Origin of the sequence: Lacibacter sediminis (assembly GCF_014168535.1) — a bacterium.
In the GTDB taxonomy this organism is placed as follows: domain Bacteria; phylum Bacteroidota; class Bacteroidia; order Chitinophagales; family Chitinophagaceae; genus Lacibacter; species Lacibacter sediminis.
The window spans coordinates 1,180,061-1,198,342 of sequence record NZ_CP060007.1 but is presented as its reverse complement, the minus strand read 5'-3'; the positions used below and the strand labels follow the sequence as shown (position 1 = coordinate 1,198,342).

The 18,282-nt window shown below is 40.7% G+C and carries 17 protein-coding genes; 2 read left to right on the top strand and 15 right to left on the bottom strand.

Annotated features, from left to right (window positions below):
• The first annotated feature begins 46 nt into the window (after nucleotides 1-46).
• Nucleotides 47-628, top strand: coding sequence for an RNA polymerase sigma factor (locus H4075_RS05405; RefSeq protein WP_182804871.1), 582 nt, complete (start codon nucleotides 47-49; stop codon nucleotides 626-628).
• A 132-nt stretch (nucleotides 629-760) separates the two neighbouring features.
• Here H4075_RS05405 and H4075_RS05400 read toward each other — a convergent pair whose 3' ends face one another.
• The 5 genes from H4075_RS05400 to H4075_RS05380 form a co-directional block, all read right to left on the bottom strand.
• Nucleotides 761-2,716: a protein-disulfide reductase DsbD family protein gene (locus H4075_RS05400; RefSeq protein ID WP_182804869.1), complete on the bottom strand. Its 1,956-nt coding sequence runs from the start codon at nucleotides 2,714-2,716 to the stop codon at nucleotides 761-763.
• Between the two features lie 50 nt (nucleotides 2,717-2,766).
• Nucleotides 2,767-3,225 (bottom strand): protein-disulfide reductase DsbD domain-containing protein, encoded by a 459-nt coding sequence (locus H4075_RS05395; RefSeq protein ID WP_182804867.1) that lies wholly within the window; start codon nucleotides 3,223-3,225, stop codon nucleotides 2,767-2,769.
• Between the two features lie 112 nt (nucleotides 3,226-3,337).
• Nucleotides 3,338-4,012, bottom strand: a complete 675-nt coding sequence (gene purQ, locus H4075_RS05390; RefSeq protein ID WP_182804865.1) for a phosphoribosylformylglycinamidine synthase subunit PurQ — start codon at nucleotides 4,010-4,012, stop codon at nucleotides 3,338-3,340.
• 40 nt (nucleotides 4,013-4,052) lie between these two features.
• Nucleotides 4,053-5,042 (bottom strand): hypothetical protein, encoded by a 990-nt coding sequence (locus H4075_RS05385; RefSeq protein WP_182804863.1) that lies wholly within the window; start codon nucleotides 5,040-5,042, stop codon nucleotides 4,053-4,055.
• A 103-nt stretch (nucleotides 5,043-5,145) separates the two neighbouring features.
• Nucleotides 5,146-6,690, bottom strand: a complete 1,545-nt coding sequence (locus H4075_RS05380) for a hypothetical protein (RefSeq protein ID WP_182804861.1) — start codon at nucleotides 6,688-6,690, stop codon at nucleotides 5,146-5,148.
• A 108-nt stretch (nucleotides 6,691-6,798) separates the two neighbouring features.
• On the opposite strand from H4075_RS05380, the gene H4075_RS05375 reads away from it, so the two are divergent.
• A complete protein-coding gene (locus H4075_RS05375) occupies nucleotides 6,799-7,710 on the top strand; it encodes a TIGR01777 family oxidoreductase (protein ID WP_182804859.1) in 912 nt (303 codons plus the stop codon).
• Here H4075_RS05375 and H4075_RS05370 read toward each other — a convergent pair.
• From H4075_RS05370 to metG, 10 genes are all read right to left on the bottom strand, one after another.
• On the bottom strand, nucleotides 7,707-8,237 hold the full coding sequence (locus tag H4075_RS05370; protein ID WP_182804858.1) for a hypothetical protein: 531 nt from the start codon (nucleotides 8,235-8,237) through the stop codon (nucleotides 7,707-7,709). The genes H4075_RS05375 and H4075_RS05370 overlap by 4 nt on opposite strands.
• A gap of 5 nt (nucleotides 8,238-8,242) precedes the next feature.
• Entirely contained in the window at nucleotides 8,243-9,061 is an 819-nt protein-coding gene (locus tag H4075_RS05365) for an ABC transporter permease (RefSeq protein WP_182804856.1), read from the bottom strand.
• Between the two features lie 20 nt (nucleotides 9,062-9,081).
• The gene (locus tag H4075_RS05360; RefSeq protein WP_182804855.1) at nucleotides 9,082-9,975 is read right to left on the bottom strand and encodes an ABC transporter ATP-binding protein; all 894 of its coding nucleotides are present in this window, start codon (nucleotides 9,973-9,975) and stop codon (nucleotides 9,082-9,084) included.
• Between the two features lie 42 nt (nucleotides 9,976-10,017).
• Nucleotides 10,018-10,677, bottom strand: a complete 660-nt coding sequence (locus H4075_RS05355; RefSeq protein ID WP_182804854.1) for a peptidase M10 — start codon at nucleotides 10,675-10,677, stop codon at nucleotides 10,018-10,020.
• Nucleotide 10,678: 1 nt separating this feature from the next.
• A complete protein-coding gene (locus H4075_RS05350; protein WP_182804852.1) occupies nucleotides 10,679-11,362 on the bottom strand; it encodes a hypothetical protein in 684 nt (227 codons plus the stop codon).
• Between the two features lie 46 nt (nucleotides 11,363-11,408).
• Nucleotides 11,409-12,023, bottom strand: a complete 615-nt coding sequence (locus tag H4075_RS05345) for a DJ-1/PfpI family protein (protein WP_182804850.1) — start codon at nucleotides 12,021-12,023, stop codon at nucleotides 11,409-11,411.
• A gap of 55 nt (nucleotides 12,024-12,078) precedes the next feature.
• Nucleotides 12,079-14,457, bottom strand: coding sequence for a 3-hydroxyacyl-CoA dehydrogenase/enoyl-CoA hydratase family protein (locus H4075_RS05340; protein ID WP_182804848.1), 2,379 nt, complete (start codon nucleotides 14,455-14,457; stop codon nucleotides 12,079-12,081).
• Between the two features lie 117 nt (nucleotides 14,458-14,574).
• Complete coding sequence (locus H4075_RS05335) at nucleotides 14,575-15,411, bottom strand: anti-sigma factor (protein WP_182804847.1); 837 nt, start codon at nucleotides 15,409-15,411, stop codon at nucleotides 14,575-14,577.
• Nucleotide 15,412: 1 nt separating this feature from the next.
• On the bottom strand, nucleotides 15,413-15,964 hold the full coding sequence (locus tag H4075_RS05330) for an RNA polymerase sigma factor (RefSeq protein ID WP_182804845.1): 552 nt from the start codon (nucleotides 15,962-15,964) through the stop codon (nucleotides 15,413-15,415).
• Between the two features lie 145 nt (nucleotides 15,965-16,109).
• Complete coding sequence (gene metG, locus H4075_RS05325; RefSeq protein ID WP_182804843.1) at nucleotides 16,110-18,227, bottom strand: methionine--tRNA ligase; 2,118 nt, start codon at nucleotides 18,225-18,227, stop codon at nucleotides 16,110-16,112.
• Nucleotides 18,228-18,282: the final 55 nt, after the last annotated feature.

Sequence of the window (18,282 nt, the reverse complement as noted above, 5' to 3'; positions counted from 1 at the left end):
TTATTAGCTGAATCCCTTTTTTGAAAACCATCAACCGTAGAAGTGTATGCATCTGTATCAACAATTTACCGATCAACAACTCGTTCACCTCTTTAAAGATGGTGAAGGCGAGGCCATGGAAACATTAGTGCTGCGTCATAAAGACAAGCTCTACACTTCCATATTCTTACTTGTGAAGGACAAATACCTGGCCGAAGATCTTTTCCAGGATATGTTCATCAAAGTAATTGATACCATACGTGGCAACCGTTATACGGAAGAAGGAAAATTTCTTCCATGGGCCATGCGTATTGCACACAACCTTTGTGTAGATCATTTCCGCAGGGTTAAGCGTACACCAACAATTAAGACAAGTGATAATCACGATATTTTCGAAGTACTGAATTTCAGCAGTGAAAATGCTGAAGAAAAGATGATGAAAAACCAGAGTTATGACCGCATCCGCAGGATGCTGGATCTGTTACCTGAAGAACAACGTGAAGTGATCATTCTGCGTCATTACGCTGATCTGAGCTTTAAAGAAATTGCATCGCTCACTAACTGCAGCATCAACACTGCCTTAGGTCGTATGCGTTACGGGCTCATCAACATGCGTAAGATGATGACAGAAAAGCAAATCGCTCTGTAAAAATCATTTCCTGTAAGAGAACCTGACAAAACCAGGAAACCCTCCGTTTAGCGGAGGGTTTTTATTTTTGTACCAGCTGTATATTTTCTTAGCGACGACTGTTGCGACGCAATCCTTTCATCGTTCGGAAAACTATTTCGCTTTTTTCGCAAAAGCATCCAACCCACACTCAAGCCATAACTTAAACTCAGCTGCGCTTGGCGTATAAGCTTTTGTTCTTGTGAGAGCTGTTTCATCCAGCCCGATAATTGCATATTGGGGCTGAGCAACGGCGTTGAAATTTTCGCTCTGAAAAGTTGCCCATTTATCACCTACAGTTACAATTTCTTTCTTCACTCCGGTTTTTGTAGTGAAAGTTTGCTGTTGAGCAGCAGGCAACACTTTACGTTCATCAACATACAATGACACAACCACAAACTTATTCTGCATCAGTTCCAGCACATCAGGATTGGTCCATACATTTTCTTCCATCCTGCGGCAGTTTACACATGCCCAACCTGTAAAGTCGATAAGCAAAGGTTTATTCTGCTGTCTGGCCAAGGCCAATGCTTCTTCATAATCACGCAATGGTTCTAATGAAGTTTCACAATTCACCGGATGCGAATACACACTGTAGCACAATGGCGGAGGAAACCCACTGATCAATTTCAGGTTGGCCCATTTCGTATTGGTAATGCCGGGTATTAAATAGATCGTTGCGGCTGCAAACAACGCAATGAAGGTCCAGCGAATGCCGCCGATCTTGATCTTCTTATCATCATGCGGAAAGCGGATAAGTCCTAACAAATACATCACCAGCAACACACCAATGATCACCCAAATACCAATGAACACTTCACGTGGTAACAGGTGCCATTGTTTCACCAGATCAGCATTGCTCAGGAATTTCACTGCCATGGCCAGTTCTAAAAAGCCCAGCACCACTTTCACGGTGTTTAACCAGCCACCACTCTTTGGCAATGACTGCAGCCAGTTAGGAAACATCGCAAACAAAGCAAATGGCAATGCCAAACCCAAACCAAAACCACCCATGCCGAAACTTAACTGAATAGCACCACCATCTTTTGTTAATGCACCTGCCAGTAATGAACCAAGAATTGGACCGGTGCAAGAGAATGAAACAATAGCCAGCGTTAATGCCATGAAGAATATCCCTAATGTGCTGCCCACACTTGCTTTTGAATCGGCAGTGTTGGCAAAATTGCCTGGCAGTGTGATTTCAAAATAACCAAAGAAGGAAATAGCAAACACTACAAAAATGACGAAGAAGATAATGTTGAGCCAAACGTTGGTTGAAATATTATTGAGTATCTCCGGATCAGTTTGATCGAGCAAATGAAACGGCAGACTTAATAAAATGTAGATGATGAAAATAAAGAAGCCATACAGCAATGCATTACGAATGCCCTTTGCCCTGCTTCCACTACGTTTCGTAAAGAACGAAACAGTTAATGGTATTAACGGAAACACACAAGGTGTAAGTAAGGCGATGAAACCTCCAATTAATCCCAATAGAAAAATGCCCCATAAACTTTTCCCTTCGGTTCCTTCATCACCACAATCACTTGCGGTATTATTCAAATCAATAGAGTTGATCTTGATACGTGCTGTTTGCGCTACACCACCCTCCAGCTTTACATCAAATACAAATTCCTGTGCAGGCAAAAATTCTTCAGCAGCACCTGTTGCATAAATCAGTGTTCCTTTTAATTGAGCAGGAACAGTGCCATTGATCTTTATTTTTTGTAAAAGAGAAACATCCTGTTTTGCTATAAGCACGTTCTTGTTATCAAAAATGGGATCAGCATAAGAACTGCTGCCTTGCTGAATTTGCATCGAGCCATCATTCAAAATAGCGCTATCAGTAAACTTTACAATAATTGGATCGAGTCCTTCAGCATCTTTTGCAAACAGGTATAAAAATTTACCCGGCTTCAGCTTGCCCTTAAATACTAATTCGTATTCAGTACTACTTATTTTTTTACTGCTCACCTCCCACTGCACAAAGCTTGAATCCTGTGCGCTTGAAATATTGCTGAAAAAAAGGGAGCTGATTATAACAAAAGCAGAGCGTAGAAATAACCTCATGATAAACAGAGTTTAAAAATCCCGCTTTGTAGAAAGCGGGATCAATTTTTTTATCCTTCTAACTTGACGCTGAATTTTGATTTATCGGGAGGAAGGCATTGCTTATCATCACACACCATAAATTCTACATCACCTGTAAGCGAAGTTTTTACATTTGATTTCACTGTAACAACCTGTACAAATTCCACTTTGTTGGAATAAAAGCGTGAACGGGATTGTGTGGCTTTATCAAAAGCATCGGTTACTTTACCAACTTCTTTCGGTTTGCCACTCACCACCAGGAGTGGATTTTTAGCGAATGTAATCGTGGTTGGCAATGCAATAGCATCAGCGCCTTGCGTTTGACTGTATAAATGCCAGCCCGGCTGAATATTCGCCACCATACGCACCTCGTATTTCTTATCAGCAAGTTTCTTTACCGTATAGTCCCATTTCACCTTGCTGCCGCTTTGTGCAAACAAGGCAACTGAAATGAACAATAAACCAATAGTTGTAATAAATTTTTCCATGGATTTGTACTTTCTGTTTCTATTACAAAGATGACCCCAAATCGTTTACGGAAATGTCAGCTTTGTCACAAATAAAAACTTTATCAAATCATTTACGATTCAACTGGCTCTATCAGATTGCAACAGCAGCATTGATTAACAAAGCATTGAGTATTTTACGCCCATCGGTATTGCCTAAAATAGTGCTTGTAGCACGTTCAGGGTGAGGCATCATACCGAAGACATTGCCTTCTTTATTGGAAATACCGGCAATATTGCGGATGGCTCCATTTGGATTGGCTTCAGGTGTAATAAGTCCGTTTTCATCGCAATAACGGTAGATCACCTGGCCGTTGGCTTCCAATTCATCCAAAGTTTTTTCATCAGCAAAATAGCGGCCCTCACCATGAGCGATCGGAATTTTTAGAGCTGTACCGCCTATTCCATCGAGGTAAATATTCTTACAAATGAATTTTTGATTGGCATTGCGCAACAAAGCACCGGGGAGCAGGTGGCTTTCGCACAAGATCTGGAAACCATTACAAACACCCAGCACCTTACCACCTTTATTGGCAAAAGCGATCACACTTTCCATCATGGGGCTGAAACGGGCAATAGCGCCGCAACGCAGGTAATCGCCGTAGGAAAATCCGCCGGGCAATACAATACAGTCGTCGGTTGAAAACATGCTGAGGTCTTTGTCTTTATGCCAGAGCATCACCACTTCCTGGTTCATATCATTTTGCAGGGAGTCCTGCATGTCTCTGTCGCAATTACTGCCGGGGAATACAACGATACCAAATTTCATATTATATAGGGAAAACGCAAAGGTAAGGATTGAGGCCGATTTAGCTGTTCAGGATCGCATAATTTGCCACGATCCAGATAAGGCTAAGCCAGAAAATAAGTTCAGGGAAGGTTTTCTTTTTAGGATAGAAATAAAAAGCCGCATGAAAAAGACTGATGGGCACTACTGCCAGCACCCAATGGGTAAGTCCCTGAAAACTATTCACAAATGGAATGAACAGCGAAATAATGAGGTAAAAGATCATGAAATTCCAACTCTTGCGGGTTTGAACCAGCAGGCGGGTTGAATAAGTACGGCTCATCAGCAAGCCCACGATCAACGGGAACACCACGAGTGAAAACTTCACCCAAAACTCCCAGTTAAACGATACATCGGGCAAACGCAGGTATTGAGCTGGAACTACTCCTTTCACCATTGCCCATTTATCCCACACAAAAAAGTAAACGAGTAAAAAGTAAAACGGAGTAAGAATGCCAAGGATAGCGATCAACCACTCGGTTAAATAAAACGGGCGGAAAAGAATGAGCGCCACAATCAGCAAGAGCAATAAGTAGGCTGAAGGAAAATAAAAGAAAGAACAAAGACCAAACCCAAACCCGATATTAAACAAGACAGTTTTAGGTTTTTGATGATTATACAAGCCCACCATGCGTGGCCATGCCCACACAAGAATTGTGTTAATGATGAGTGCCGGTGATAATACATTCCACTCAGGAACCACACTGGTAATTACGAGATAAGATAGAGCCAGAAGGTAATTGGGTGTTGAAAACAGTTTCTGATCGTTCACCAGGCCATTAAAAGTAATTGCCTGTGTAAACAACAGCACAAATGCAAGAATGCTGTAAAGCACAGGAAAAACTGCACCGCTTTGCTGTAATGTCTTCAGTAATTCAATATAGAGGAAGCCATCCGTTACTTCCGGTTTTGGGATAACCGGCGTAATGAAGTAAGGCAACTTAATAAGAAGCCCTAAGAAAAACAGAATAATAACATTCAGCGGATTATTGCCGGAGAAAAAACGAATCACAGTGCTAATTGATTTGCGGCACAAACATTCCGAAAGAAATTCACTTCACCAAAAAAAATACCGGAACATGGTCCCGGTATTTACAATATAAAAATTTACAAGGCTAAAATTCGATACGTGCAAAGCTGAATGAGTTGCGATACAAACAAGGAACGATCATTTCCCTTGCACTCACTTGCTTGCCAAAGCGGATCATAAATTCATATCCTTTATCAAGACTTTTTAATGGCGGTTCTTTGTTTACTCTTCCGTTAGGATCGAGTGATTGTGCATTCAGCAAAGGCGAACGTCTGCTCCACTCATTATACAGGAACAACAATTCAGCACCGCTGTTCATCAACTGGTAGCTGATCATATTGTCTGTGTTATCATCAAACTGCGCTTTTGCGATCACATTGTTCCATTGCATATTGGCATCTTTATCGAGCGAGATCACCATGATGTTATCAGCATAATATCTTGTTTGCTGACTGTTGTTAAACCCATAAGGAGAGTTCCAGCCACCATAACCACCCCAGCCCCAGTTGTTATAAGGGTTCCAGCCCCAATAATTTCCCGGATAAAAACTGTTGCCCCACATCCATGGATTATCCCAACGGTTAAAGCCGCCGCCTCTTGAGTTACCATACGTATTTTCACCTGTGATCAGTAACCCTCCATCTTTTTTCACAACAAGATGTTTCAGGAAATAATCATTAAAGGCCAATTTTGCTGAATTATCTCCCTTCGCCAACGCACGAAACTCATCATCAAACTCAATTGTTTTTTCAATATCAGTTCCCGTAAGATCTTTGTTAATAATAGCTGTAAACAACCCGTCAATATTACCCCGTTTTGATTTAGAGTAGAGCGAAGTAAGGATATAACGGCCATTGAGATTATCAACCTTAATTCTTAGTTCATCAAGCAACACTTTATCCAATGTGAGTTTAAATGATTTGATCGAATCGGCATACACAGGCAACACCACCAGCTTGGCTTCATTGATATAATCTCTCGATGCAGGGCGTGTTACATGACTGAAAAGGAAATTGCCATCGTTGTCAAGATAAAAATCTGCAATGGCTTCTCTTGAATTTTCAAGGTGGTAGTTGAACGATGATTTACGTAACGGCATCAGGTTATGGCTAAGCAAAACTGTTTGAATGCTGAAATCATCACGTTGCCTGTTCTTCATTTTAAACACCATGAGTTTTTGTTTATCATCACTCATGATGGTACTGTAAATTTTATTATCGCTGAAAATGCTCAGTTGTGTTGTATCCAGTTCAAGAGGTTCGCCGATTTTTTTCCCGTTACCATCAATTTGCACACCCATGCAGTAAACAACATTTTTCTTTTGGTATTGATAGATGACCATTGAATGTTCAGGATTCGAGAAAACATCAACATTAATAGCCCTGTCGGGAATAAAATCAAGCTCTATTTTATCCTTCTGTTTCATCTCTGCATCGTAAACAGCAATAAAGTGGCGGCTGCGTATGCTCTTATACACAAGATAATTGCTGCCATATTTACCCATAACTTCAAACTTGAGCTGACGCAGATCATCACGGTCGGGCTCAGAGTAATAAATGCGTTGTGCCTTTGCAGAAAAAACAGCAAGCAAAAGTATTATGGCTGGTACTATCGTTTTTAAGATCTTCATATCTCTCATTGATTACTTCTTTAAAATTACGTTGAAAGCGAACATTTCGTATAAAGATGCCGTTAAAAATTATATTACATACGATTAACAAAAAACAATAAACTTTTCATGGCAACAATTTGTATCACAGGAGGAACAGGTTTAATCGGCAAGGCGCTTACGCACTATTTATCGGCCAAAGGTCATGCCATTATTATTCTTAGCCGTTCCGCAAAAAACAGTAATCAGCCGCTTGTCAGTTATCGGCAATGGAACCCTGAAAACGGAACCATTGATGAGAAAGCCATTGCAGAAACAGATTACATTATTCACCTGGCAGGTGCTGGTGTGGCAGATAAACGCTGGACAAATAAACGAAAAGAAGAGATCAGGAAAAGTCGGGTAGATGGCAGCGCCCTAATTGTAAAAGCATTAAATGAAATTCCCAACAAAGTAAAGGCGGTGGTAAGTGCATCGGGCATTGGTTGGTATGGTCCTGATAAAAAAAATGCTTTTGCAGAAACCGATCCTGCTTACCAGGATTTCCTAGGCATTACCTGCGAAGAATGGGAACAAAGTATTGAACCTGTTACAAAACTTGGTAAACGTTTGGTAAAACTCCGCACAGGAATTGTGTTGAGTAATGATGGCGGAGCATTAGTTGAATTTAAAAAACCACTTCGTTTTGGTTTAGCTGCGGTGCTCGGAAGTGGCAAACAAATAGTGAGCTGGATACACATCAATGATCTTGTGCGCATGTATGAATATGCACTGGAGAATGATCAGTTAAACGGTGCGTTCAATGCGGTGTCACCAAATCCTGTTTCAAATAAAGATCTTACACTGGCGCTTGCAACAAAAATGAAAGGCCGAGCATTTATTACAATGCCGGTTCCATCTTTTGCATTGAAAGTAGTGCTTGGCGAAATGAGTATTGAAGTATTGAAAAGTGCAACAGTGAGTGCAGCAAAGATCAGGAACAGTGGTTTTCAATTTCTGTATCCCTCACTTGATGCTGCATTGAATGAATTGATCGCTTAATTTATTTTCTTGCCATCCGCACCTGTCATCACAGGTGGTTTCATGGGCGGGATAACAATAGCGGGGCTCAGCTCAGGTAATTTTTCTTTTGATTCTTTTTGCCTGTACAGCATTGCATCAACAAAATACCATTTGGTTCCGTTGTCTGACAAACCGATCAATGTTGTTTCAAGACTGAGTGTTCCCATCATTGCTTCAACAGTTGTTGTTTGCGGCAATGTGCATTGCATAATGCCTTTGTGTGTTTGCACGGCAGATGGATTACCGATCAATATCTGTTTTACTTTCAGGCCAAACTGCTCACGGTATTTATTAACCGAATCAATGCCCTGCTTTATTTTTTCCTTTGAAGCTTTATCACTTACCAATGTGGGATACATAAATGCAGCATAAGATTCCATATCCATTGCAGAAAGTGCCTTCGCCATTTTCAACGCTTCCGTTTTAATAACGGTATTTATATTTTGTGCAGAAAGCGATGCTCTACAAATCACTAACGCAAAAAGTATGATCGTAAGTTTTTTCATCGTTATCAAAGGTCACGCTTTTTATAGATCCAGAAAACCAATGCCCAGAAAATTAACACATATCCGATTGTAACAAACACTTGCTGATTGATGAGGCTTAGGGCATGATCATATACTTTTGGGTCGAGCCTTCCCAGAAACGCTGGCACAGGTGTTAACAGATCAGAAGATTCAGTCGGCAAAAAACGACCGGTATCGGCATGCACATATCTGTTCAGTAATTCAGCGCCAATATTTTCAACAATGATTTTATAAAAGATGAATGCGCCTAAGGCAATGAAAGCTCGCTTAATAAGAAGACCCAACAAAAAAGCAAACGATAATTGAGCAAATGTCTGTAAACTAAAGAGTCCAATATAATGAACCAGTTGAAATTTATCTTTTACATCGGAACCAGTTGTACTAAATCCTATAGAGAGTGTAACGATCACATAAAGGGCAATTACGATCAATGAAATGATCACGACATTTAAAAACTTGGCAACCAGAAACTCATTCCTGCTCCAGCCATCAATTACATTTTGCCGGTTTGTTTTGTAGGTATACTCGTTGGTGATAAGCATGATCACCAGAATAGCCGGAATTATTACAAACAATGAAGATGCAAAAGCTGTCGTTCGGAATACTTCAGGAAATTCAAATGGATTGCCGATCAGCATCTTCAGCATTTGTGCTGCAGTTTTTGAATTGGCTGTATTTTGCTTGTAAATGTTGTAAAACATGAAGTTGATACTGGGATAAGACAACACTGTTATACCCATGATCCACCAAAAGCCGGGATAATTTTTGAGTTTCAGCCACTCTGTTCGTAATAAGTGAAGCATATAAATTTGAATTGATAAGGTTAGTTGTTAGTAAGTTCAAAGAATCTCTCTTCCAACCTCTTTTTCTTGATGGAGAGATATTGCAACGCAATACCATGATTAAAACAATAACGATTCACCTCTTCTGCACTGGCAGTACCTTTTGGAAAATGCAATTGTATGGTTTGCGCATTGATGGTTACTGTTGTTTTGCCGGGATAATTGCTGAGTACATTTTGCAATTGCACCATATCTGCAGCTCCAATTTCAACTACATCTTCATCTACCAAAACGTCTTCAACCGATCCTGAAGTAACCAATGTTCCCAATTTCAAAATCGCCACATGTGTACAAACTTTTTCCACTTCATCGAGCAGGTGACTCGCCATGATAATCGTATGTCCTTTTTTGCTGAGTTCAATGATCAGTTCACGTATTTCCATGATACCAACAGGATCAAGCCCGTTTGTTGGTTCATCCAGTACCAATATCTGCGGATCACCGAGTAATGCTGCAGCTATGGCTAACCGTTGTTTCATACCCAAACTGAAACTGCTGAACTTACTGTTGCGACGTTCATACAATTTTACTTTCTGCAATACAGCATCAATTGCTGCTGCATCGCCACGGCCACTGATGCTGTTCGTGATCTTTAAATTATTTACAGCGGAGAGATAATGATAAAAGTTGGGTGTCTCCAATAAAGAACCGATGCGCTTGCGCAAATCGGGTGAAGCGGGTTCGCCAAACCAGGAGTAAGTACCACTGTCTGCATTCAGCACATCGAGGATAATGCTGAGCATGGTTGTTTTACCACTTCCGTTCGGGCCGAGAATACCAAACACAGCACCTTGCGGTATTTCGAATGATACACCTTTCAGTGCCTGTATTTTTCCGTAAGTTTTTTTGAGATCCTGAACCTGTAATACGCTCATAGATTTGTTTGTGATGATAAAATGAAGATTAAATGTAACTGATTATTCTTTTGGCAGGTAACGTGCATGATAAATACTTGTAAAATCTCCAAGAACGGCGAAACCGGCTTCATCATAATCCAGTTTGTGGAGCTTGAGTTGTTGAATATCCTCTGTTAATACTTTGCGATGTTTAGGATCCAGCGTACCGCCTTTTTGTCCCGCCATTGCAGAAGCATCGTATTGAAAATGTGGATCGCACAACGTACCACGTGGATACATGATGCCCGGCGTTCCTGCACCACGAATGTCCAAATCTTTGGGATGATGGAGACCGATCATATGCCCATACTCATGTGCAGCAGTTGTTGATGTTTGTAACAGGTTGGCGAGTTTAAAAAAACCGGTGTTGCTGCCAATGCCATCCACAAACGAGATATCCAATGGTGAATACTCTTCAATGCGGAAAAAGAATAACTTGGGATCGGTATTATACCAAACATCTTCCGGTTTCAGTTGTGGTTCATATACAGCTTTAACTTCGAAAATCAATTTATACCAATCGTGTTTATAAAGAATGTTTGCCTGCGGTTCATTCCAATGCTGTGCAATATCATTGCCGATCTGTTTGGCTAATGTCTCAGTCGCTGCATCTCCATAAATATAAAAATGGGAATGAATGATAAGTTGATTAGAAGATTGTATAAGTTGAGCGAGCGCCATTTTAATTCTTTAAATCAGTTTTATTCACCCATCCAAATACAAATTTCCCTGACGCCGAAATAAATTCTGTGTAGACACGATTTATTTCATCCTTTAATAAAAGAATTCGATCACCCTTTACAAAGTATTGCATAGACGGATTCATATCATTTTGATTTTTGTAGATGTATGCTTTTGCCTTCGCAATTGTAACCTCTTCGACGTCGTATTGAAAAGTCTCTTCAATATCCTCTGTTCTGACCTGTTTTCGCTTTAAAGGATAAACACCTTGTGCTGTCACATTTGCACCAAATCCGCAATAACCATTTTCATAATCATGATCAATCAAAATAGTCTTACCATTGACACTGAAATCGAGCTTACAACTACCGACAATATCATCAACTAGCCTGAATTTAGATTTCATGCTATTAAATTCAATAAACCCATCAATCTGCCCGCTATTATAACTTGGAAATCCTTTACATACGTAGAGCCAGAACTTATACTTATTACCACTTACTTTTTTAAGAATAAGTTTGGCATCATAACCAAAATCATCTTTATCAGGGCTTAGTTCTTTGTATACTTCCCTCATCTCTTTAGATAAAGGAATTTTTTCTCCATAAACTCCCGAATAATCTTGTTGCGAGAAAAGTTGCTGCTGAAACAATAATGGAATTACAATAATAACAAGGTGTTTCATATTCTGTATTTTCAAATGAACTTATAGTCAATCATTATTAATAAACTTATCCCTTCCAGTAATCATACTGCATATACTTCGCTGTTTCGTCTGCTGTTTCTTTACCAAACAACTTACCAACCGTATACAAACTCATATCGAGACCTGCAGAGATCCCAGCTGAAGTAATAACTGTTCCGTTATCAACAAACCGTACATTTTCTTTTACATGAATCTGATCGGAAATTTCTTTTAATCCATCAATCGCTTTGAAATGAGTAGTTGCTTCCAATCCGTCAAGCAACCCGGCTTTACCCAAAATGAGTGATCCGGTACAAACACTCAAGACCAACTTCGCATGTGCAGCCTGTTCTTTTACCCAGTTGAGTACAATCGGGTTGTTCATTTCTCTTCTGCTGCCGAACGGAGTTCCGTCTGCATGGCGACCACCACCACCGGGAATGAGAATGATATCAGCGTTAGGTGCTGTTGCTAATGTATACTTTGGCTTAATGGTTAAATGATTTCTTGCTTGAATGGTTTCAAACTGTGCAACAGTAAACACATCAAACGGCGCTTCTGGCAGTGTTCGCAAACCAGCGACACTAAAAACTTCAAACGGACCAGCAAAATCCAATACCTCTACTTCGTTGAAAATAAAAACAGCGACCTTGTATTGCATAAAAAAAGCGTTGATTAAAATTAACCAACGCTTTCTATTTCGAATGAATAATTATTTAATTCCTCACCGGCTTACCACCCTTCAACACACTCTGTATTCTTTCCAACGATTTCTTTTCACCACAAAGTGATAAGAAAGCTTCTCTTTCCAGATCGAGTAAGTATTGTTCGGTAACCAATGTGGGTTCACTTAAGTCACCACCGCACATCACATACGCCAGTTTTTTTGCAACAACAGAATCATGTTCTGTTGCATAACCTGCTGTTTTCATTCCGTTGATACCGGCAAGCAATGCACCAAGAGCAGAACGACCTAAGACTTTTACATCGCTGCGTTGTACAGGAGCTACATAACCACTATCGAATAATTCGATGACGGATTTTTTTGCTTCGCTGATACGGCGACCTTGGTTCATTACTACTTCGTCCAGTCCTTTGCGGAATACACCCATCTCAAACCCCTCTTTTGCTGATGTGGCAACTTTTGCTGTAGCTATTGACAAGAAACGGTTTTTGAGCGTGATGGTTTCCGGTTCATCTTCATGCATCTCATCGGCTGCACGTAATACAAATTCTTTGGTGCCACCGCCACCGGGAATCAACCCAACACCAAGTTCAACAAGTCCAATATAAGTTTCTGCTGCTGCACAAACTTTATCACTGTGCAAACTCAATTCGCATGCACCACCCAATGTTAAACCGTGTGGAGCAACAACAACAGGTATTGATGAATAGCGTGCACGCATCATCGTATTCTGGAACATACGGATGGCCATATCAAGTTCGTCGTACTCCTGTTCAATGGCGAGCATAAAGATCATACCCACATTGGCTCCTGCACTGAACTGTGCTGCATCATTCGCAATCACTACTCCTTTATATTTCTCTTCTGCTAGTGCAATTGTTTTTTGAATACCTTCCAGCACTTCACCGCCAATGCTGCCCATTTTTGTACTCCACTCTAATCCCAACACATCATCACCTAAATGATAAGTTCTGCAGGCTGCATTTTTCCAAATAGTCTGGTTCTCGAAATTCTTCATCACAATAAATGCATCGCCGCCCGGAATTACTTTGTACGTTTTACTTGCAGGATCGTAGCAAACTCGTTTGTTATTTTCTACTTTATAGAAACTGGTTGCACCACTTGCAATCATTTCATCCACCCACGCAGCTACTTTATAACCGGCAGCTTTCATGGCATCAACTGTTTTGGCAACGCCCAATACATCCCAGCTTTCAAATGCACCGATTTCCCAGCCAAAACCGGCCATCATTGCATCATCAACACGATAGACTTCATCGCTGATCTCCGGAATACGATGTGAGATATACGAGAACAAACTATAATGAAACTGTTTATAGAACTCACCGGCTTTATCGGTACTGTTAAACAACATCTTCAATCTTGTTTTGAGATCGTCGATGGGTTTTGCAGCTTCAACACTTGCAAACTTTGGTTTTACACGTGGACCATATTCCATGGTCTGCAGGTTGAGTGTGAGAATTTCTTTCTCACCACCGGCACTTTTATTTTTCTTAAAGAAACCCTGACCGGCTTTATCACCCAGCCAGTTGTTTTCAATCATTTTATTTAACCAGGAAGGAATGGCAAAAATTTCTTTTGCTTCATCATCGGGACAATTCTCTGCAACTCCTTTCGCTACTTTCACCAATGTATCCAAACCAACTACATCACCTGTGCGGAAGGTGGCAGATTTTGGTCGGCCAATGATCGGACCTGTCAATGCTTCAATCTCATCAATGGTCAACTTCATTTTCTCCATTGCATTCATGATGGCCATCATCCCAAATACACCAACACGATTAGCGATGAATGCAGGTGTGTCTTTACATAACACAGTTGTTTTACCCAGATAGAGATCACCGTAGTTCATTAAGAAATCAACTACCGACTGATCAGTATATTTTGTTGGAATAATTTCCAGTAAACGCAGATAGCGTGGCGGATTAAAAAAATGGGTACCGCAGAAATGTTTTTTGAAATCATCGCTTCTTCCTTCCGCCATCATACTGATGGGAATACCGGAAGTATTGGAAGTGATCAATGTTCCAGGCTTTCGGAATTTTTCTACCTGTTCAAAAATGAGTTGTTTGATATCAAGACGCTCCACTACAACTTCTATCACCCAATCGCAGGAAGCAATATCTTTCATGTTATCGGTGAAGTTGCCCGTAGTAATTTTTTTGATGACGTCCTTGGTATAGACAGGCGATGGATTGCTTTTGATAGCCGCAGCCAATGCATCATTCACTAATTTATTTCGTTCAGCAGGTTTGGTGCTTTCTTCAAAACCCTTCGGCACCATATCCAATAAAATTGTTTGTAAACCAACTCCTGCAAAATGACAGGCAATACGTGAACCCATAACGCCGCTACCTAATACAGCAACTTTCTTAATTGTTCTTTTCATATTTCAAGCTTTTAAAAAATAGTTGCATAACTAACTATTTACATCGAAGATAGCATTAAAAGCTATTTCACAAAAGACTTGAAATGAAATTAACAGCTAAATTTTTGCAGAGAAAGATCAGCTCACTTTGCCGGCCACAACCAATGCATTCAGGTCAGGAGTAGGTTTACCACCTTCGTCTTCAAGTGTAATGGCGAACATTTGAGCTCCGGGCTTTGCCTGCTTCATTTTTTGAATAGAAGCCACATCGGTTAAACTGATCATACCCGCATCTGTTGGTTGTCCATCAATGAGGAACCAGAGTTGGTACTGCTTACCTTTTGGTGCAGGCGGTAACGAAGAAGGATCAATGAATAACTCACCGGTAGTTTTATTCCAGAACACTTCTGCTTGCTGTTTTACGTCAGGCTTCACAGAAGCTAATGCAACAGAAGTCAACGAAGGATCTGATTTTAACTGGCGGTATAATTCGTAAGAAGAAACTTTTTTATTGAGTTCAGCAACCTGTTGTTCAGAGGTGGTTGCATTTTGTTGCAACGTTGCCACATCGGTTTTCAATTGCTGGTTACCATTGTACAGGTAAATTGCAAAAGCACCAGCCAACAGGAACAAACCCCATGAAGCTGCGATAGCCAATTTGCTGAAAGAAGAACGTTGTTCAGCAACAGGTTTCATCTCCACCACTTTGGCGGGTGAACCGTTTGCTTCAGGTGTGGCAACAACTCCTGATTTTGCAGGAAGCGAAGCCATTAATTTGTCTTTAACAGAAGAAGATGGGGTAACGGCCATTTGCATAGCGCCTGCTTCAAATGTTGAAGCAATGGCATCCAGTTCTTGCTGAATTTCGGGGAACAATTGGGCAAGTGTTTCCACTTTGCTCGCCTCTTCGGGAGGAAGCATACCAAGAACATAAAGTTCCAGGTCACCGGATTGTATGATACAACTTAAATCCACGTCAGGTTACATTTAGTTTTTTACGTAATACAATTAAACTATTCCTGATTTTGGTTTTGACTGTCCCCAACGGCATATTTAATTCTTTGCTTATCTCTTCCTGGGTGTAACCCATGAAATAAGCTAATCGCATTAACTGTCGGTTTTCTTCGGGCAGATGTAATAGCCAGTTTTGAACATCCATTGTATCAACACTTGCTCCTGCTGAAGGAACGGTTTCGCTAACATATACGGAATCTTCTAAAGAAGAGTTTTGCGAACTGTTCTTAAAGTTTTTCGACCGTGTTTTGTCGATAGCCTGGTTCCGTGCAATGTTGATCATCCAGGTAAACAATCTTCCCTTGGATGTATCGAAACTGCCGATGTTGTTCCATATTTTAAGCATGGCTTCCTGCAAGACATCTTCAGCCGTAGCCTGATCTGTGATGATTTTCATGATGACACCAAGGATGGCACCCGAAAAACGATCATAGAGTTCAGACATCGCCTGCTGATCGCCGTTATTCAAACGGGCTACCAGATCTGTTTCATTATATGTTGCAGTAGTGAACAAAAAATATAGTTGTTTAACAAAAAACTGAAAATGATTCAACAAACAATGTTGCGTTCAATTTGAAGAACACATTATGGTACTAATTGTTCAACGTTCATTTACATTCCAGCAACAATAATGTCACTTTTTTTTGAATTAAGCAAGATTAACTTACGCCGGCTCCAGGATTGATCGCTGCTTCAGGCTTTACAAAATGCAGCTTCCCTTCTTTATCTTCTGCCATTAAGATCATGCCGTTGCTTTCAATACCACGCATTTTACGTGGGGCAAGGTTCGCAACCACTACTACCTGCTTTCCAACAATATCTTCGGGTGCAAAATGCAACGCAATACCACTCACGATAGTTCTTGTTTCAAAACCGAGATCAACTGACAGCTTCAACAACTTATCTGCTTTCTCTACTTTCTCAGCAGTAATAATCGTTCCTACTTTAAGATCGATCTTAGCGAAATCATCGAACTGGATCTCCGATTTCAGATTGACGGTTTCAGATTTTGTTTCTTCCACTTTTACAGTTGTTGTTTCGGGTTTCACCAGTCCAGACTTTAATTTTTCTACTTGATACTTAATTTCGTCATCTTCAATTTTTCTGAACAGCAGTTCAGGTGCACGCATGGCATAACCTACACTCAACAATTTTAGTTTGCCTGCATTTTCCCAATCGAGCATTTTCTCCACCACCTTCATCATACCCAACATTTTCTTCGCTGTGTTTGGTAAGAATGGATTGATGAGGATCGCAAGGTTTGCACTCAACTGCAAACACAAGTGCATCGTGTTGTCAATACTTTTTTGTGCTTCGGGATCGCCGGCGAGTTTCTTTGCAACGATCCATGGTTCCTTTTTCTGCATGTACTGATTGCCCTTGCGGCTGAGATCAATTACTTCAAACAGTGCTTCACGGAACTTATATTCTTCTAAAAGATTTTCAACTTTCGCTTTTGCATTTTCGATTTCCGTTATGATCCATTTGTCATCGTCTGTCAACACATCTTCATGCAGCTTCGGTACTTTGCTGCCACATAGTTTATGCATCAACACCCATGTACGATTCACAAAATTGCCGAAGATATTTCCCAGCTCGCTGTTCACTGCATCCTGGAAACCCTTCCACATAAATTCGCTGTCTTTTGTTTCAGGAGCGATCTGCGTTAAGTAATAACGGAGCATATCAACTGCTTGACCACCACCATTTTCTTTTTTCACAAAGTCATTGATGTAATCACGCATGTCGAGCTTCCAGTTGCGGCTGGTACTCATTTTATCGCCTTCAAGATTTAAAAACTCGTTGGCAGGAACATTGGTTGGCAAAATGTTTCCATGCAGCTTCAGCATGATCGGGAATATGATGCAATGGAAAACGATGTTATCTTTCCCAATGAAGTGCACAAGCTTTGTATCCTCACTGTACCAATACGGTTCCCAATCTTTGTTGTTATCAAGTGCCCATTGTTTGGTTGCACTTACATAACCAATTGGTGCATCAAACCACACATACAATACTTTTCCTTCCGCATCTTTCAAAGGAACTTTAATTCCCCAATCAAGATCTCTTGTTACTGCACGTGATTGCAAACCACCTTCTATCCAGCTTTTACATTGTCCCACTACCGTTGCACGCCAATCATCCTTGTGTTCTTTCAATATCCATTCACGCAAAAATTCTTCGTGCTTACCCAATGGCAAATACCAATGCGATGTTTTCTTTTTGATGGGCGCTTTACCGCTGAGTGTGCTCACCGGGTTGATCAACTCATCAGGACTTAATGTGCGTCCGCAGTTTTCACACTGATCACCAAATGCACGGTCGCTGCCGCAGTTGGGGCATGTACCTTTAATATAACGATCAGCTAAGAACGTCTTTGCCTCTTCATCAAAATACTGTTCAGTTTCTTTTGTTTCCAGTTCACCACGTTCGTGCAGATAAGTAAAAAACTCCTGTGCTGTTTCATGATGAATCGGTTCGCTGGTGCGGTGATAAATATCAAAGCTCATGTTCAGGTCTTCAAAATCCTGTTTCATCGCTTCATGATACTTGTCAATAATGGCTCTTGGCGTTGTGCCTTCTTTTGTTGCCTGAATGGGGATAGCGGTTCCATGTTCATCACTACCACATACAAACACAACATCTCTTTTCTGCGCACGCAGGTAACGGGCATAAATATCTGCCGGAATATAAGCACCGGCCAAATGACCAACATGTTTCAACCCATTGGCGTAAGGAAGCGCACTTGTAATTAAATATCGTTTTGGTAAACTCATTTTGTAATCGTCTTTAGAATTTCTGTTCATCGCCTGTTGCGTCGCACTCTTGTAC

What these genes read in the sequence shown, in the direction of transcription:
- H4075_RS05380 (WP_182804861.1), bottom strand. Translation starts at nt 6,690, where the DNA reads ATGAAGATCTTAAAAACGATAGTACCAGCCATAATACTTTTGCTTGCT.
- H4075_RS05340 (WP_182804848.1), bottom strand. Translation starts at nt 14,457, where the DNA reads ATGAAAAGAACAATTAAGAAAGTTGCTGTATTAGGTAGCGGCGTTATG.
- H4075_RS05395 (WP_182804867.1), bottom strand. Translation starts at nt 3,225, where the DNA reads ATGGAAAAATTTATTACAACTATTGGTTTATTGTTCATTTCAGTTGCC.
- H4075_RS05360 (WP_182804855.1), bottom strand. Translation starts at nt 9,975, where the DNA reads ATGAGCGTATTACAGGTTCAGGATCTCAAAAAAACTTACGGAAAAATA.
- metG (WP_182804843.1), bottom strand. Translation starts at nt 18,227, where the DNA reads ATGAGTTTACCAAAACGATATTTAATTACAAGTGCGCTTCCTTACGCC.
- H4075_RS05405 (WP_182804871.1), top strand. Translation starts at nt 47, where the DNA reads ATGCATCTGTATCAACAATTTACCGATCAACAACTCGTTCACCTCTTT.
- H4075_RS05350 (WP_182804852.1), bottom strand. Translation starts at nt 11,362, where the DNA reads ATGAAACACCTTGTTATTATTGTAATTCCATTATTGTTTCAGCAGCAA.
- H4075_RS05355 (WP_182804854.1), bottom strand. Translation starts at nt 10,677, where the DNA reads ATGGCGCTCGCTCAACTTATACAATCTTCTAATCAACTTATCATTCAT.
- H4075_RS05400 (WP_182804869.1), bottom strand. Translation starts at nt 2,716, where the DNA reads ATGAGGTTATTTCTACGCTCTGCTTTTGTTATAATCAGCTCCCTTTTT.
- H4075_RS05370 (WP_182804858.1), bottom strand. Translation starts at nt 8,237, where the DNA reads ATGAAAAAACTTACGATCATACTTTTTGCGTTAGTGATTTGTAGAGCA.
- purQ (WP_182804865.1), bottom strand. Translation starts at nt 4,012, where the DNA reads ATGAAATTTGGTATCGTTGTATTCCCCGGCAGTAATTGCGACAGAGAC.
- H4075_RS05365 (WP_182804856.1), bottom strand. Translation starts at nt 9,061, where the DNA reads ATGCTTCACTTATTACGAACAGAGTGGCTGAAACTCAAAAATTATCCC.
- H4075_RS05345 (WP_182804850.1), bottom strand. Translation starts at nt 12,023, where the DNA reads ATGCAATACAAGGTCGCTGTTTTTATTTTCAACGAAGTAGAGGTATTG.
- H4075_RS05375 (WP_182804859.1), top strand. Translation starts at nt 6,799, where the DNA reads ATGGCAACAATTTGTATCACAGGAGGAACAGGTTTAATCGGCAAGGCG.